The organism is Novosphingobium rosa NBRC 15208 (assembly GCF_001598555.1).
GTDB classification, from domain to species: domain Bacteria; phylum Pseudomonadota; class Alphaproteobacteria; order Sphingomonadales; family Sphingomonadaceae; genus Novosphingobium; species Novosphingobium rosa.
Window position 1 is genome coordinate 33,029 of record NZ_BCZE01000063.1, and the last position, 14,722, is coordinate 47,750.

11 protein-coding genes are annotated in these 14,722 nt (G+C 66.5%); 4 read left to right on the forward strand and 7 right to left on the reverse strand.

Annotation, left to right across the window (positions count from 1 at the left end):
- Window positions 1-52 precede the first annotated feature (52 nt).
- Both SR3_RS21690 and SR3_RS21695 read left to right on the forward strand, forming a co-directional pair.
- Complete coding sequence (locus SR3_RS21690) at window positions 53-2,362, forward strand: autotransporter assembly complex protein TamA (protein WP_068090625.1); 2,310 nt, start codon at window positions 53-55, stop codon at window positions 2,360-2,362.
- Window positions 2,362-6,639, forward strand: coding sequence for a translocation/assembly module TamB domain-containing protein (locus SR3_RS21695; protein WP_068090626.1), 4,278 nt, complete (start codon window positions 2,362-2,364; stop codon window positions 6,637-6,639). The genes SR3_RS21690 and SR3_RS21695 overlap by 1 nt, the downstream gene beginning before the upstream one ends.
- Before the next feature lie 203 nt (window positions 6,640-6,842).
- On the opposite strand, the gene SR3_RS21700 is transcribed toward SR3_RS21695, so the two are convergent.
- The 7 genes from SR3_RS21700 to SR3_RS21725 form a co-directional block, all read right to left on the reverse strand.
- Window positions 6,843-7,352, reverse strand: a complete 510-nt coding sequence (locus tag SR3_RS21700; RefSeq protein ID WP_068090629.1) for a lysozyme — start codon at window positions 7,350-7,352, stop codon at window positions 6,843-6,845.
- A gap of 90 nt (window positions 7,353-7,442) precedes the next feature.
- A complete protein-coding gene (locus tag SR3_RS31920; protein WP_169805685.1) occupies window positions 7,443-7,601 on the reverse strand; it encodes a DUF5670 family protein in 159 nt (52 codons plus the stop codon).
- Between the two features lie 168 nt (window positions 7,602-7,769).
- Window positions 7,770-9,179 (reverse strand): type I glutamate--ammonia ligase, encoded by a 1,410-nt coding sequence (gene glnA, locus SR3_RS21705; protein ID WP_068090631.1) that lies wholly within the window; start codon window positions 9,177-9,179, stop codon window positions 7,770-7,772.
- 156 nt (window positions 9,180-9,335) lie between these two features.
- Complete coding sequence (locus SR3_RS21710) at window positions 9,336-9,674, reverse strand: P-II family nitrogen regulator (protein ID WP_068090633.1); 339 nt, start codon at window positions 9,672-9,674, stop codon at window positions 9,336-9,338.
- 535 nt (window positions 9,675-10,209) lie between these two features.
- The gene (gene argC / locus SR3_RS21715) at window positions 10,210-11,136 is read right to left on the reverse strand and encodes an N-acetyl-gamma-glutamyl-phosphate reductase (protein ID WP_068090635.1); all 927 of its coding nucleotides are present in this window, start codon (window positions 11,134-11,136) and stop codon (window positions 10,210-10,212) included.
- Complete coding sequence (locus SR3_RS21720) at window positions 11,133-11,468, reverse strand: hypothetical protein (RefSeq protein WP_068090637.1); 336 nt, start codon at window positions 11,466-11,468, stop codon at window positions 11,133-11,135. The genes argC and SR3_RS21720 overlap by 4 nt, the downstream gene beginning before the upstream one ends.
- A gap of 84 nt (window positions 11,469-11,552) precedes the next feature.
- Window positions 11,553-12,983: a leucyl aminopeptidase family protein gene (locus SR3_RS21725; RefSeq protein ID WP_068090639.1), complete on the reverse strand. Its 1,431-nt coding sequence runs from the start codon at window positions 12,981-12,983 to the stop codon at window positions 11,553-11,555.
- A gap of 61 nt (window positions 12,984-13,044) precedes the next feature.
- Between SR3_RS21725 and SR3_RS21730 the strand changes: the two genes are divergently transcribed.
- Together SR3_RS21730 and map are read left to right on the forward strand one after the other, a co-directional pair.
- A complete protein-coding gene (locus SR3_RS21730) occupies window positions 13,045-13,803 on the forward strand; it encodes a DUF4163 domain-containing protein (protein ID WP_245654044.1) in 759 nt (252 codons plus the stop codon).
- Between the two features lie 49 nt (window positions 13,804-13,852).
- A complete protein-coding gene (gene map, locus SR3_RS21735) occupies window positions 13,853-14,680 on the forward strand; it encodes a type I methionyl aminopeptidase (RefSeq protein WP_068090641.1) in 828 nt (275 codons plus the stop codon).
- The last annotated feature ends 42 nt before the right edge of the window (window positions 14,681-14,722 follow it).

Consider the following 14,722-nt stretch of genomic DNA (forward strand, 5'->3'; position numbering starts at 1 on the left):
GCGAATCAGTCCGCGTGGATGGCTGCTGCAGGGTGCGCTGACGGGCGGGATCGTGCTGCTGTTGCTGGCTGGCGCGGCGCGCCCGGCCTTCGCTCAGGATCAGGCTCCGACCGGAGAGCCCCCCGCCGCCGTGCCGGTGAAGCCTGCCGCCCCGGCGCCCACGCAGCCCGCACCGCAACCGGCTAGTGCCGCCCCTGCCGCTGCCGATTCATCCGATGCTGAACTGCGCGCCCTGATCCCCGACAGCGCCCGCGCCAAGCCCGAGGATTGGGCCCGCCAGCCTCCCGCCGCGCCTGCCGAAAGTCCGCCTTCCGCCGGGATGGGCAGCGATGTATCGCCGCAGGACAATGCGCCGCTCAGCGCGACATCGCCTCTGGCCGATCTGCCGGGCTTTTCGCTCGACTGGCCCAAGCCCGATCTCCAATTGCCGCCGCTCGACAGCCTGCAGCAGGAAACGGAAGCCGTGTCCGCCCTCGCCGAGCTGACGAAGAAGGAAGAGGAGGTCATCCCGCCCCCCGTTCCGGTGGAGCGGGATGCCCGCAGTCTGCGCCGCGCCGAACAGGCGCATTACACGCTGACATGGGCCGCCGCGATCCCCGAGCGGGCCGCGCTGGAGGTCCGCTTCCATGAACTGTCCGCGCTGGCCACCCCCGATCCCAAGCCGGAAAAGGGCAAGAAGCCCGATCCCAAGAACCCCGATCAGGAACTGCCGCAGATCGCCGTGCGCGCCACCACCGACCGCGCGCTGCTCGAACGCCTGCTGCAGGTCTATGGCTATTACGATGGCGAGGTGATCCAGAGCATCGGCGCCATCACCCCCGGCGAGGCGGCGGCGGGCGTGGTGCCGATGGTGGCGTTCAACATCATCCCCGGCACGCGTTATCATTTCGGCGAGGTCTCGACCGGTCATCTCGCCGATACGGGCAAGGATTTCCCCGGCCTGCGCCAGTCGCTGGGGATCAAGACCGGTGATCCGCTGCATGCCGACGCCATTCCCGAAGGCATCAACAGCCTGCAGACCGCGCTGGGCGAGATGGGCTATCCCTTCGCGAAAATCGGCGCCCCCGAACTGACGGTGGACCACACGCGCGAGGCGGGCGATCTGGCGCTGGAGGTCACCCCCGATGGCCAGTACCACTTCGGCAGGATCATCAGCGGCAGCCCGCGCTTCCTCTCGGCGGGCCATTTGCAGGACATCGCCCGCTTCAAGCCCGGCCAGCTGTGGCGCCGCAGCGAGGTGGAGGATTTCCGCCGCGCCGTGCTGGCCACGGGCCTTGTCTCCAGCGTCACCGTCACGCCGCAGGTGGAGGCCAGGCCGCAGCCCGACGCCATCGGTATCGTCAACACGCAGGTGGCGATGACGCCCGCCCCGCTGCACACCATTTCGGGCGAGATCGGCTATGACACGGCCGAAGGTTTCCGTCTCGCCACCAGCTGGGAGCATCGCAATCTGTTTCCGCCCGAGGGCATGCTGCGCCTGCGCGGCATCGCGGGCACGCATGAGCAGATGGCGGGCGTCACCTTCCGCCGCTCCAATTTCCTTGGTCGCGACCGGCTGCTGACCGTCGACCTCTATGCCGACAACGCCACGCTGACCGCCTATGCCGCGCGCAAGGTGGCCTTCGCCGCCACCTATGAGCGGCAGACGACCCTGCTGTTCCAGAAGCCCTGGGTATGGTCGCTGGGGCTGCAATCGGAAATCTCGGACGAGCGCGAGGGCGTGCCCAGCGGCATCACCACCGGGCGCACGCAATACATCACCACCGCGCTGCCCTTGCGCGCGGCCTTTGACGCCACCGACAATCTGCTCGATCCACATCGGGGCTGGCGGGCCTCGCTGCGCTTCTCGCCGGAAATCTCCTTCGCGCGGGGCGACAGGGCGACCTATGGGGTGATCCAGGGCGATGCCAGCGCCTACAAGCGCGTGAGCAAGAGCGTGGTGCTGGCCGGGCGCATCCGCCTTGGCTCGATCACGGCGGGCGATCTCAACGATGTGGCGCCCTCGCGGCGCTTCTATGCGGGCGGCGGCGCCTCGATCCGTGGCTATGGCTACGAACTGGTCGGCCCGCGCAACGATCTGGGCGAGCCCAAGGGCGGGCGCGGGCTCTATGAGGTCTCGCTGGAGGCGCGCGTCGATACGCCATGGTTTGGCGGCGGCTTCCAACTGGTGCCCTTTCTCGATGGCGGCGGCGTGGACCCACAGGTCTTGCCCGGCTTCCGTGACATGCGTTACGGCGCGGGCATGGGCGTGCGCTACAAGACCAGCTTCGGGCCGATCCGCCTCGACATCGGCACGCCGCTCAACCGGCGGCAGGGCGATGGGCCGGTGGCGATCGCCGTGGCGCTGGGGCAGGCCTTCTGATGGCGGATGAGGTTCCAGAGGTTCCGGCGGAGGACAGCGCCGTGGCGGCCAAGCCCCGCCGCAAGTGGTGGCCAATCCCGCTGCGCATCTGGCTGAAATATCTGCTGGGCCTGCCGCTGGGCTTTGTGGCGGCGCTGGCGCTGGCGGTGATGGTGCTGGATTCCTCCATCGGCCACCGCCTGCTCGCCGATCTGCTGGCCCAAATCACCTTCGACAATGGCCTGAAAGTGGAGATCGCAAGGATCGAGGGCTCGGTCTATGGCAATGCGCGGCTTTCCGGCGTGGTGTTGCGCGATCCGCGCGGGGTCTTTCTGCGCATTCCTGCGGTGGAGCTGGACTGGCGCCCGCTCGACTGGTGGAAGAGCGGGCTCGACATCCGCCGTCTGGCGATCCGGCGCGGCACGCTCAGCCGCGTGCCGCATTTTATCGACACCGGCCCCAGCAACCCGCGCTGGCCCGACCGCGATCTGCGCATCGACCAACTGACCATCGAACGCATGACCGTGGCCAAGGAGGTGCTGGGCAGCGAAAGGCGCGTCGATCTGCGGGCCTCGGCAAGGCTGTCGCGCGCTTCGGCCTATCTGGCGATCAAGGGACGGCTGGGCGGCGGCGACCGGCTCGATGCGCTGGTGGACATCGACAAGAACCGCAATCGGCTCGATCTGGCGCTGGATTATGCCGCGCCGCGCGGCGGGCTGCTGGCGGCGCTCACCGATTCGACGATGGACCGCAGCGCGCATATTCGCGGGCGCGGCACATGGAGCAGCTGGGACGGCGATCTGACCGCCACGCAAGGGACCAAGCGCATTGCGGCGCTGAACCTGTCCGCGCGGCAGGGGCTTTACACGCTGGGCGGCAGGTTGTGGACCGATCCGCTGCTCTCGCCCGAGGACCGCACCCGCATCGGGCCCGAGGTGGCGCTCAAGGTGCAGACCCGTCTGGACGAGCGCATGCTGACCGGCACCGCTTTCGCCCAAAGCGCCAGGCTGACGATCAACGCCAAGGGCGGCGCGGACATCGCCGGGCGGGCCTTCCGCCATATGGCCATCGAGGTGACGGGCCGCGCGCCCTTGCAGATCGACAAGGATGTCGGGCTGAAGGGCGCCCATCTCGATCTGTTGCTCGATGGCGAGGCGCCCACGCTGTCCGCCGAGTGGAAGCTGGTGACGCAAGGGCTGACGATCGACGATGTGCTGATCGCCGGCCTCGCCGCGCAGGGCAAGGCGAAGCGCGAGGGCGCGAAGGGCTGGCGCAGCCCGGTCGATCTGGCGGCCTCGCGCATTGTCACCGATGATGCCGATCTCAATGCGCAGCTGGTGCGGGGCCGGGCAGCGGGCGTGCTGACCCTGCAAGGCAAGGTGCTGCAAGGGCAGGGGCTGGAGATGCGCTTCCCCCATGCCGCCCTGCGCTTTGCGCTGGATCGCCGCCCCGTCGCGGGCATCACGCTGACGGGGCAGGCGCGTCTGCATGGCTGGCCGGTGCAGGGCATCGGCGCGGCGGATGCCACCGGCAATCTGAAGGTGGTGATCCCGCCCGGCGCGCCGCCATGGCGTTTGACCGGGCCGGTGAAGGGCGTGGTGCCGCATCTGACCGGCAGCGCCTTGCGCAAGATTTTCGGCGAAAGCGCCAATTTTGCCGGGCAGGTGGAGGCCGGTCCGCATCACCATCTGGTGCTGACGCGCGGCACGCTGACCGCGCCGCTGGCCACCGCCAGCTTCACCGGCCAGCGCGGCGAGGATGGCCGTCTGGCGCTGACCGGGCAGGGCAGCCATGAGCAATATGGCTCCTTCACCGCGCAGGTCCAGTTTGGCGGCAAGCCGGGCGTGGCGGCGGAGAGCGGTCTGGCCGTGCAACTCCATCTGGCCGACCCCTATCCCGATGCCGGGGTGAGGGATGTGCAACTGGCGCTGCGTCAGCAGGGCGAGGAGCAATATGCCATCGATGTGAACGGCCAGTCGGCGCTGGGGCCGTTTTCGGGCCTGCTGGCGCTGGACTCGGCGGGGCAGGGATCGAAGCTGTCGCTAAGGCGCATGACCATCTCGCAGACCACGCTGAGCGGCGATCTGGCGCTGGGCGATGCGGGCGCGCAGGGCGAGATCGCGCTCAATGGCGGCGGCGTGAGCGGCACGCTGAAATTGGCGCCGAAGGATGCGCAGGCCAATGGGCAGGGCGTCGATCTGGCGCTGACGTTGAAGAATGCGCGCTTCGGGCAGGATCAGCCGCTCTCCATCGCCAATGGCAGGGTTACGGCGAACGGTCTGGTGCTGCGCGGCCATACCACCATCGGCGTGGATGTTGCGGCGCAGGGCATCGGCAAGGGGCGGCTGTTCGTTGGCAAGCTGGATGCCCATGCGAAACTGACCGATGGCTCGGGCCGGGTGACGGCCAGCATCGGCGGGCGGCGCGGCAGCAGCTTCGATCTCAACCTGCTGGCCGATGTGGGGCCGGGGAAGGTGGCGCTGATTGCGGGCGGCACCTTTGCCGGGCAGCGCATCGCCATGCCGCGTCGCGCCGTCTTCACCTCGCAGAGCCGCCCGGACGGCACCGGCAATGGCTGGCAGCTGGCCCCCAGCCAGATCGACTATGCCGGGGGCCGCGTGGTGGCGCAGGGCACCTTCGGCAATGGCGCCTCCGAGATGAAGGTCGCCATGGCCGATATGCCGCTCTCGCTGGGCGATATCGTGATCGCCGATCTGGGGCTGGGGGGGAAGGTTTCGGGCAATCTGGCGTGGCATCGCGCGCGCGAGGGCCTGCCCGGCGCGGAAGGCACGCTGGCCATCAAGGGGCTGACGCGCTCGGGCCTGTCGCTCACCTCGCGGCCCATCGATCTGGCGGTGGCGGGGGCGCTGCGCGGCGATGTGCTGGAAGCCCGCGCCGTCGCCAGCGAAGAGGGACAGGTGCGTGGCCGCCTCCAGATCCGCATCGACCAGATGAGCCCCGATGGCGATCTGGAAACCCGCCTGCTCCATGGGCGGCTGGTGGGGCAGATGCGCTATGGCGGCCCCGCCGATGCGCTGTGGCGGCTGATGGCGCTCGATGCCTTCGATCTGACTGGTCCCATCGATATCGCCGCCGACATCACCGGCAACCTCTCCGATCCGCGCATCCGTGGTTCGCTGGCGGGCAACAATCTGCGCCTGCAAAGCGCGGTGACCGGCACCGATATTCGCCAGATCGTGGCGCGCGGCAGCTTTTCCGGATCGCGCCTGACGCTGGCCAACCTCTCCGGCCAGACCGCCAATGGCGGCAGCGTGGTGGGCAGCGGCGCGGTGGATTTCACCTCCATGGGGCCGGTGGCGGGCGGCGGCACGCGCGGCGTCTCGCTCGACATCAAGCTGGCGGGCAACCACGCGCAATTCATCAACCGCAGCGATCTGGCGCTGGTCGCCACCGGCCCCTTGCGCATCCTGTCCGATGGGCTGAGCGGCACGCTGGCCGGTCGCCTGACCATTGACGGCGCGCGCTGGCGACTGGGTCAGGCGACTGCCGCCTCGGGCCTGCCGCAAATCGCCACCAAGGAGATCAACCGCCGCGCCGATGTCGCCCCGGCCACCAACCGCGACATGCCCTGGCGCCTGCTGGTGGACGCCGCCGGGCCCGGCAACATCCGCATGGTCGGCATGGGGCTCGACAGCCGCTGGGGCGCGAACATCCGCCTGCGCGGCATGCTCGACAACCCCGCCATCGCGGGCGAGGCGCGCATGGTCGAAGGCATCTATGAGTTCGCGGGCAAGCGTTTCGAGCTGTCGCGCGGGCTGATCACCTTCGATGGCTCCGCGCCGCCCGATCCGCATCTCGATATGGTGGCCAGTTCCTCGGTGTCGGGCATCACCGCCAGCGTGAACGTGCGCGGCACGGCGAACCATCCGGACATCGCCTTTTCCTCGGTGCCCGCGCTGCCGGAAGAGGAAGTGCTCTCCCGCCTGCTGTTCGGCAATTCGATCACGCAGATTTCCGCGCCCGAAGCGGTGCAGCTGGGCGCGGCGCTGGCGGCGCTGCATGGCGGCGGCGGCGTGGACCCGATCAACAAGTTGCGCCGGGCGATCGGTCTGGATCGCCTGCGCATCGTTTCGGCGGATGTGACAACCGGGCAGCAGACCGGCGTGGCGGCGGGCAAATATCTGACGCATCACGTCTATGCCGAGCTGGTTTCTGACGGGAAGGGCTATTCTGCCACCAATCTGGAGTTCCGCATCACAAACTGGCTGGCGCTGTTGGGCAGTGCTTCGACCATCGGGCGGCAGAGTGTGAATGCCCGGGCGAGCAAGGATTATTAAGAAGGGAAGATGCGAGGGGGTTACCCCCTCGCGCTCCCATGAATGTCTATGTGGCGCATCGGGTTCGGCCGTAGAGCAACGTCGCGGCGCCGCAGGCATTCATTCCCTGCGGGGCGGAGAGGTTGGGCGTAAGGTTTCGGCATAGACTCCCTTTTCGTCGGGAGACGTAAAGGGGGTGCAGGGGGCGATGGCCCCCTGCTTTATCACTTTTCTTTCTGCCCATAGAGCAAGGCTTCCGCAGCCCGGCGCCTGGTCAGCCCGGCCATGACCTGACCTGCAGCCTTGTTCCACCGCGCGAACTGCACCTGAGCGGCAGCATGATCGCCCGCGATATGCTTTGCCAGCAGCGTCGAGCCTGCCAGATTGCGGATGCCGATGTTATAGCCCAGCGCCACCAGAGCATCGAACTGGTTCTGGCTGGTCGCCCCAAGGCCCAGCAGCCCGGCGATACGTGTCGCGAAACCCGTCGCGTCGCGTACAAAGCGGGCGTCGCATTGCGCCTGGGTCCAGATGGTGCCTTGCGCGATATCCGGCCCGGTCGAGCCCCAGCCGATGGTCCATGGGGCGCCGCCGGTGGCGGGGTCGGGGTAGGCGGCAAACGATCCGTCCGCGCGGCGGCGGGCGCAGCCTTCGAAGCGTTTGATCAAGGCAAGGCCCGCAGCGCCAAGCGTGCGGGCCCCGGAAACGGACTGGTCGGTGTGAACCAAAGCCATAGGGTGTCTCCCTGAGGGATGGGAGAGCACCATCTATCGCAAGACGCGGGGCGTAGGACAGCGTGTCCGTCAGCCTCCGCGCGTCATGTGTCAGGCCGAAGCGTCGCGTTTGCTGCCGGAGAAGAGGTGGATGATGAAGGAGGCCACCGCGAAAAGCAGCAGCAGGTGGATGAGCGCGCTGGAGACGTGCAGCACCACGAAGGAGATCAGCCACGCCAGCAGGAGGAGACCGAAAAGACCGAGAAACATGGGAATGCTCCTGTTTGAAAACCTGTGTGATGAGGAATGCGCGGGAGCGGGAAATGTTTCATTGCGGATTGTCGACAAAGAAAAGCCCGGCGGAAGCGTTGCTTCCACCGGGCCGATCCTGCGTTGATTCAGAGTGCCGGGCGGCGTTACGCCACCCGGCGAGCCTGATCAGGCGCTGTAGTACATGTCGAATTCGACGGCCGAAGGGGTCGTTTCCCAACGGTACACTTCGGGCCACTTCAGCTCGACGTAGGATTCGATCTGGTCCTTGGTGAACACGCCGCCTTCCAGCAGGAAGTCATGGTCGGCGTTCAGGGCATCGAGAGCCTCACGCAGCGAACCGCACACGGTGGGAACCTCGGCCAGCTCCTCGGGGGGCAGGTCGTACAGGTTCTTGTCCATGGCGTCGCCGGGGTGGATCTTGTTCTTGATGCCGTCCAGACCGGCCATCAGCAGCGCCGAGTAGCACAGGTAGGGGTTGGCCATCGCGTCGGGGAAGCGGAATTCCACGCGCTTGGCCTTCGAACCGGCACCATAGGGGATGCGGCACGAAGCCGAACGGTTGCGGGCCGAATAGGCCAGCAGCACGGGGGCTTCATAACCGGGCACCAGGCGCTTGTAGCTGTTGGTGGTGGGGTTGGTGAAGGCGTTCAGGGCCTTGGCGTGCTTGATGACGCCGCCGATGAAGTACAGGCACATTTCCGACAGGCCGGCATAGCCGTTGCCGGCGAACAGCGGGTTGCCCTTGTCCCAGATCGAGATGTGGGTGTGCATGCCGCTGCCGTTGTCGGCCTTGATGGGCTTGGGCATGAAGGTGGCCGTCTTGCCATAGGCATGGGCGACCTGATGCACGACATACTTGTAGACCTGCATGCGGTCGGCGGTCTGCGTCAGCGTGCCGAAGGTCAGACCCAGCTCGTGCTGAGCCGAGGCCACTTCGTGGTGGTGCTTGTCGCAGGGCAGGCCCATGGCCAGCATGGTCGAGACCATTTCGCCGCGCACGTCGACCAGGCTGTCGACGGGGGCGACGGGGAAGTAGCCGCCCTTGGCGCGCGGACGGTGCGCCATGTTGCCGCCTTCATAGGCCTTGTTCGAGTTGGTGGGCAGCTCGATGTCGTCGATCGAGAAGCCGTTGCCGTTGTAGCCGTCGTAGAAGCGCACGTCGTCGAAGACGAAGAATTCGGCTTCGGGGCCGACATAGACGGTGTCGCCGATGCCGGTGGTCTTCACGAAGGCTTCGGCGCGCTTGGCGGTCGAACGCGGGTCACGGGCGTAGAGCTCGCCGGTCGAGGGCTCGACGATGTCGCAGACCACGATCAGCATCGGGGTGGCCGAGAAGGGATCGACGTAAACGGCGTCGAGGTCGGGCTTGAGGATCATGTCCGACTCGTTGATGGCCTTCCAGCCCTCGATCGAGGAACCGTCGAACATCAGGCCGTTTTCCAGCTCATCCTCACCCAGGACCGAGGCGACCATGGTCAGGTGCTGCCACTTGCCCTTGGGGTCGGTGAAGCGAAGATCGACCCACTCGATTTCCTCATCCTTGATCTGCTGAAGGATGTCCGATGCAGTAGCCATTACCGTTGTTCTCCGAAGATGATCCGCAGGCGCGGGGCCCGGCGGATGAAGGGGTAATCATAATGCATGGCGCACCAGCCCGGACCCCGGGACGGGTTGCTGCGCCGGGAGAGCCACCCTTACGCCCCCTGAGCCGGGCGCGGGGCGGCAAAAGCGTTAGATGGCGGCGTCGTCGCGCTCACCGGTGCGGATGCGCAGGGCGCTGTCCACGGTCATGACGAAGATCTTGCCGTCGCCGATGCGGCCGGTCTGCGCGGCGCCCGCGATGGCTTCCACCACGCGTTCGGCCAGCGCGTCGGCCACCACGACCTCCAGCTTCACCTTGGGCAGGAAGTCCACGACATATTCGGCGCCGCGATACAGTTCCGTGTGGCCCTTCTGGCGGCCAAAGCCCTTGGCCTCGGTCACGGTGATGCCCGAAACGCCGACTTCGTGAAGCGCTTCCTTCACCTCGTCGAGCTTGAAGGGCTTGATGATCGCCTCGATCTTTTTCACGCCTGAAACTTCCTTTGTTCAGCGAAGCGACAGCAAGGCATCAGCCCCGCCGCGCTTCCCCATGGGTAGCGACCCTTACCCGGTTTGCGGCCCGGGGAAGGGCAGGAGAGCAACTGGCCGTTACTCCCTTACACCCCGGCACCTGATCTATCGGTAACGATCTATCAAGTTTCGTGCCAAGGCCGGTAACAAATGGATAGGGCAAAGCGGCGCTGAGGAAAACCGGATAATCGGGGTGAATCGGCACTTCACCGCGAATTGCTGGGGATGATGAGGCGGTCAGGTGACACGCTTTGGGCAGGTCTGTTCAAATTTCAGGCAAGGCGTGCCGCAATTTTGTGCATGCCGCCTTTCAAGGCGCCATAAGGGGTGAACACATGCCTTATTGCACCTTTCGCATGCAAAAGGCCGGCGAATCACTTCGCCGGCCCCTTATGATGCATAAAGATGGTAAATTGCGTTACGTCTTGTGACAAATCCGGGGAGGCCGGATTTGGTGCCGCACGGGCAATGTGCGTCAGCACATTGCCCAATCTTACAACGCCAGGCTGGCGCTCTCATCCAGACCGGCCATCAGGTTCAGGCTCTGCACGGCGGCGCCGCTGGCGCCCTTGCCCAGATTGTCCAGCACGGCGACCAGACGCGCCTGCGTGCCTTTCATCCCGCCGAAGACGAAGAGCTCAAGTTTGTCGCTAGGGGCGGTGGAGCGGCGCAGCAGCAGTTCGGCCGGGGTGTCATCGGTGTTGACCGAGACCACCGGGCTACCGGCGTAGAAATCCACCAGAGCGGCGCGCAGGGCCTCGGGGCTGCCCGCGTCCTTCATGGCGTAAAGCGGCAGCGGCACCTCGACCACCATGCCGCGATGCGCCGGGATCACGCTGGGCGCGAAGACCGGCGGATGGGTCAGCCCGGCATAGCGCGTCATTTCAGGCACATGCTTGTGGCCAAGCGCCAGGCCATAGGTGCGGAAGGCGATGTCGGTGTCGTCCTCGAAGCGCTCGATCAGACCCTTGCCGCCGCCCGAATAGCCCGAAACGGCATTGACGGTGTAGGGGAAGTCGGCCGGCAGCAGCCCGGCGCGCACCAGCGGCGCGATCAGGCCAATGAAGCCCGTGGGATAGCAGCCGGGGTTGGCGACGCGCGCGGCATTGGCCACGGCATCGCGCCCGACGATCTCGGGGAAGCCATAGGTCCAGCCATCAGCCACGCGGTGGGCGGTGGAGGCGTCGATGATGCGCACCTTGCTGCCCTGCGCCATGGCGACCGCCTCGATCGCGGCATCGTCATGCAGGCAGAGCACCGCGAAATCGGCGGCCTGCAGCGCCTCCTTGCGCGCGGCGGAATCCTTGCGTCGTGCATCATCGAGGATGATCAGCGAAAATTCGCTGCGTCCGCCCAGCCGGTCGGCGATTTCCAGGCCGGTGGTGCCAGCGGCACCGTCGATGAAAACAGTCTGCGTCAAACCGAAGCCTCCAATTGAGTCAGCGTGATATACCCTACGATGCCGCCGCCCGTCACCTCACCCCAGGCATGGGTGCCCGCGATGTCCAGCACGTCGAAACCGGCGCCCGGCTCCAGCGTGGCCAGCGTCTCGCCGCCGGGCGTCTTCAGCAGCGTGGCGCCCTGCGCCCCGCTGCGATAGGTGATAGGCGCAACATAATGCGGAACGAAGACAGTCCCGGCCAGACGGATATGCGCCAGATCGCCGCGCACCGGCAGGCGCGTGGCGTCCAGCTTCTCCACCGGGCCCGAGAGGGCGAAGCTTGCGCCCAGATAAATGCCGTCCGTCTTCATCAACACGCCTGAACCCAACCCCGATCCGTCAAAGCGCGGGCGCATAGCGCTAACATGGAGTTTTCGCAAGTTGGCGGTGAGGAATCAGCCTTTAAAGCGCGCCTGAAGCATCGCCCATGCCGCGCGCAGGCCCAGCGCCTCGCCGCCCTTGGGGCGGCCGGGCTTGGCGGCGGGGCGCCATGCGAAGGTGTCGAAATGGGCCCAGTCGATGCCGTCACCCACAAAGCGGTCGAGGAACAGCCCGGCCACGCTGGCCCCGGCAAAGCCGTTGGCGGGCGAGTTGTTCAGATCGGCCACATCCGATTTCAGCCATTCGCGATAACCGTCATGCAAAGGCAGGCGCCAGAGCGGATCGTCGCTGGCCAGACCGCCATCGATCAGCGCCTGAGCGGTTGCGTCCTGCCGGGTCATCAACGCGGGCAGATCGGGGCCCAAGGCGACACGCGCCGCGCCGGTCAGCGTGGCGAAATCGACGATCAGCTCGGGGCTGAATTCGCTGGCGCGGTGGAGGGCGTCGGCCAGGATCAGGCGGCCTTCGGCATCGGTGTTGCCGATTTCGATGGTCAGGCCCTTGCGGCTTTTCAGCACGTCACCGGGGCGGAAGGCATTGCCGGCAATGGCATTTTCCACCGCCGGGATCAGCAGATGCAGCCGCACTTTCAACCCCGCCTGCATCACCAGCTGCGCCAGAGCGATGGCATGCGCCGCCCCCCCCATATCCTTCTTCATCAGCAGCATGCCCGAGGCAGGCTTGATGTCCAGCCCGCCCGAATCGAAACACACGCCCTTGCCGACAATGGCCAGACGCGGGGCTTTCTCATCGCCCCATTCCAGCTCGATCAGGCGCGGGGCGTGGCTGCGCGCGGCGGCGCGGCCCACCATATGGACGCAGGGGTATTCATGCTCCAGCGCCTCGCCGCGTGTGACGCGAACCTGAGCGCGGAACTGCTTGGCCAGCAACTCGACCTCATGCTCCAGCTCGGCGGGGCCCATATGTTCGGGGCCGGTGTTGACCAGGTCGCGCACCAGCGACACCGCATCGGCCTGCGCCAGAGCGGCGGCAATGGGCTTCACCTCGCCCGTCAGCAGGATGCGCGGGCCTTCGGCCTTGGCATCGCTGCGGTAGCGATCGAAGCGATATTGCCCCAGCGCCCAGCCGATCAAGGCCGGTGCGGCCCGGGTTTCCGCCCCCTTGGGCAGCGCCAGCCGATAGCAGCCCGCGGGCAGCGTTTCGGCCAGCCGCGCGAGGCACCAGCTTTTCAGCGCCTTCAGCGAAGACACCCCCGCCGCAACGGCCCAGCTGTCGCCATCGGGGATGATCGCCTGCGCCCCGGCCTCGCCCTTGAATTTCGCGCCGGTCAGAGCCGCGCGCTGGGCGGCATTCAGGGCTTTCTGCCAGCCATCGAAGCCGGCCTGATCAATCAGATGAATTGTGATCGCGGCTTGTCCACGGTCCGGCTGGACCAGTTCGGGCGCGGCGGACTCGGCGGGGCTGGCGGGGGCATGTTTGCTCATGTATCGCATTCTATCCGGGCAGAGGCGGCCAAGTCCAGCCATGCGGATCAGGAGATTGACGATGCGGGTCTGGCAGGCACTGGCAATGGGCGCGGTCACGGCCTGTCTGACAGCATCCACGGGCGTTGCGGCTCCTGCGAAAATCCTGCCGCCAGGGCGTTCGATCAGCATCGCCAATCCGCTCTACAGCTTCGATTACGACTATCCCGCTGCAGCCGGACGCATCCCGGCCCTGAAGGCATGGCTGGACAAGGATGCCGCCGATCACCGCAGCAACATCGCGGGGCAGGCCAGGGACGCGCGCGATGAGGCCCGCAAGGACAAGTCCACCTACATCAGCTATGATTCCAGCACCGGCTGGCAGGTGGTGGCCGATCTGCCGGGCTGGCTCAGCCTGTCGGGCACGGAGGAGGAGTTCACCGGCGGGGCGCACCCGAACCACGGCCCCACCGCGCTGCTGTGGAACAAGAAGGCGGGCCGTCAGGTCAAGGCGCTCGACATGTTCGACACGGCAGCCCTCTCGGCGGCCATTCAGGCGCCTTTCTGCGCGGCGCTTGACAAGGAGCGCGAGGAACGGCGTGGCGATCCCATCACGCCCGGCAGCACCGATCCCTTCGATGAATGCATCGATCCGCTGAAAGAGGTGCTGATCCTCGGCAGCGCCGACCACGTCCATTTCACCCGCATCGGCATCCTGATCGGCCCCTATGAGGCCGGTCCCTACGCGGAGGGCGACTATGATATAACCCTCAAGGTTACGCCGGACGTGCTGGCGGCGGTGAAACCGGCCTGGCGCTCCGCCTTTGCCGTAAGCCGGTAGGCTTTCGTGGTACTCGCTTTTTAACACAGCTTTTGGTAAAGCGCCTCTCATGAACCGCTACCAATATGTCGACGCCGCCACGACCCCTCTGCGTGACGGCACCATCAAGCTGCACGGCCCCGAAGGCTTTGAGGGGATGCGCAAGGCCGGACGCCTCGCGGCGGAGATCCTTGATGCGCTGGCGCCGATGGTGGTGCCCGGCGTCACCACCGGCCAACTCGACGATGTGGTGCGCCAGATGACTCTGGACGCCGGCGCGGTCCCTGCCACGCTGGGTTATCGCGGTTACGCGCATAGCTGCTGCACCTCGATCAACAATGTGATCTGCCACGGCATTCCCGGCGACCGCGTGCTGAAAGACGGTGACATCATCAACATCGATGTGACCCCGCTGCTCGACGGCTGGCACGGCGACACCAGCCGCATGTATCTTGTCGGCGATGTGCCGCTGAAGGCGCGCCGCCTTGTCGATGTGACCTACGAATGCCTGATGATCGGCGTCAACATGGCCAAGCCGGGCGTCACTCTGGGCGACATCGGCTACGCCATCCAGCGCCACGCCGAAGCGCATCGCTATGGTGTGGTGCGCGACTTCTGCGGCCACGGCGTGGGCCGCCTGTTCCATGATTCGCCCGAGGTGGTGCATGTCGGCACGCCCGGCACCGGCCCGGAACTGCGCGAGGGCATGTTTTTCACCATCGAGCCCATGATCAACCTGGGTAAACCCGGCGTGAAGATGATGGACGACGGCTGGACGGCGGTGACGCGGGATCGCTCGCTGTCGGCGCAGTTCGAGCATTCGATCGGGATTACGGCGGATGGATGCGAGATTTTCACGCAGTCGCCGAAGGGGTTGCATAAGCCGCCTTATTCGTAAGGGGTTTTGAAGGAAGACAAGATGCGAGGGCCATCGCCCTCG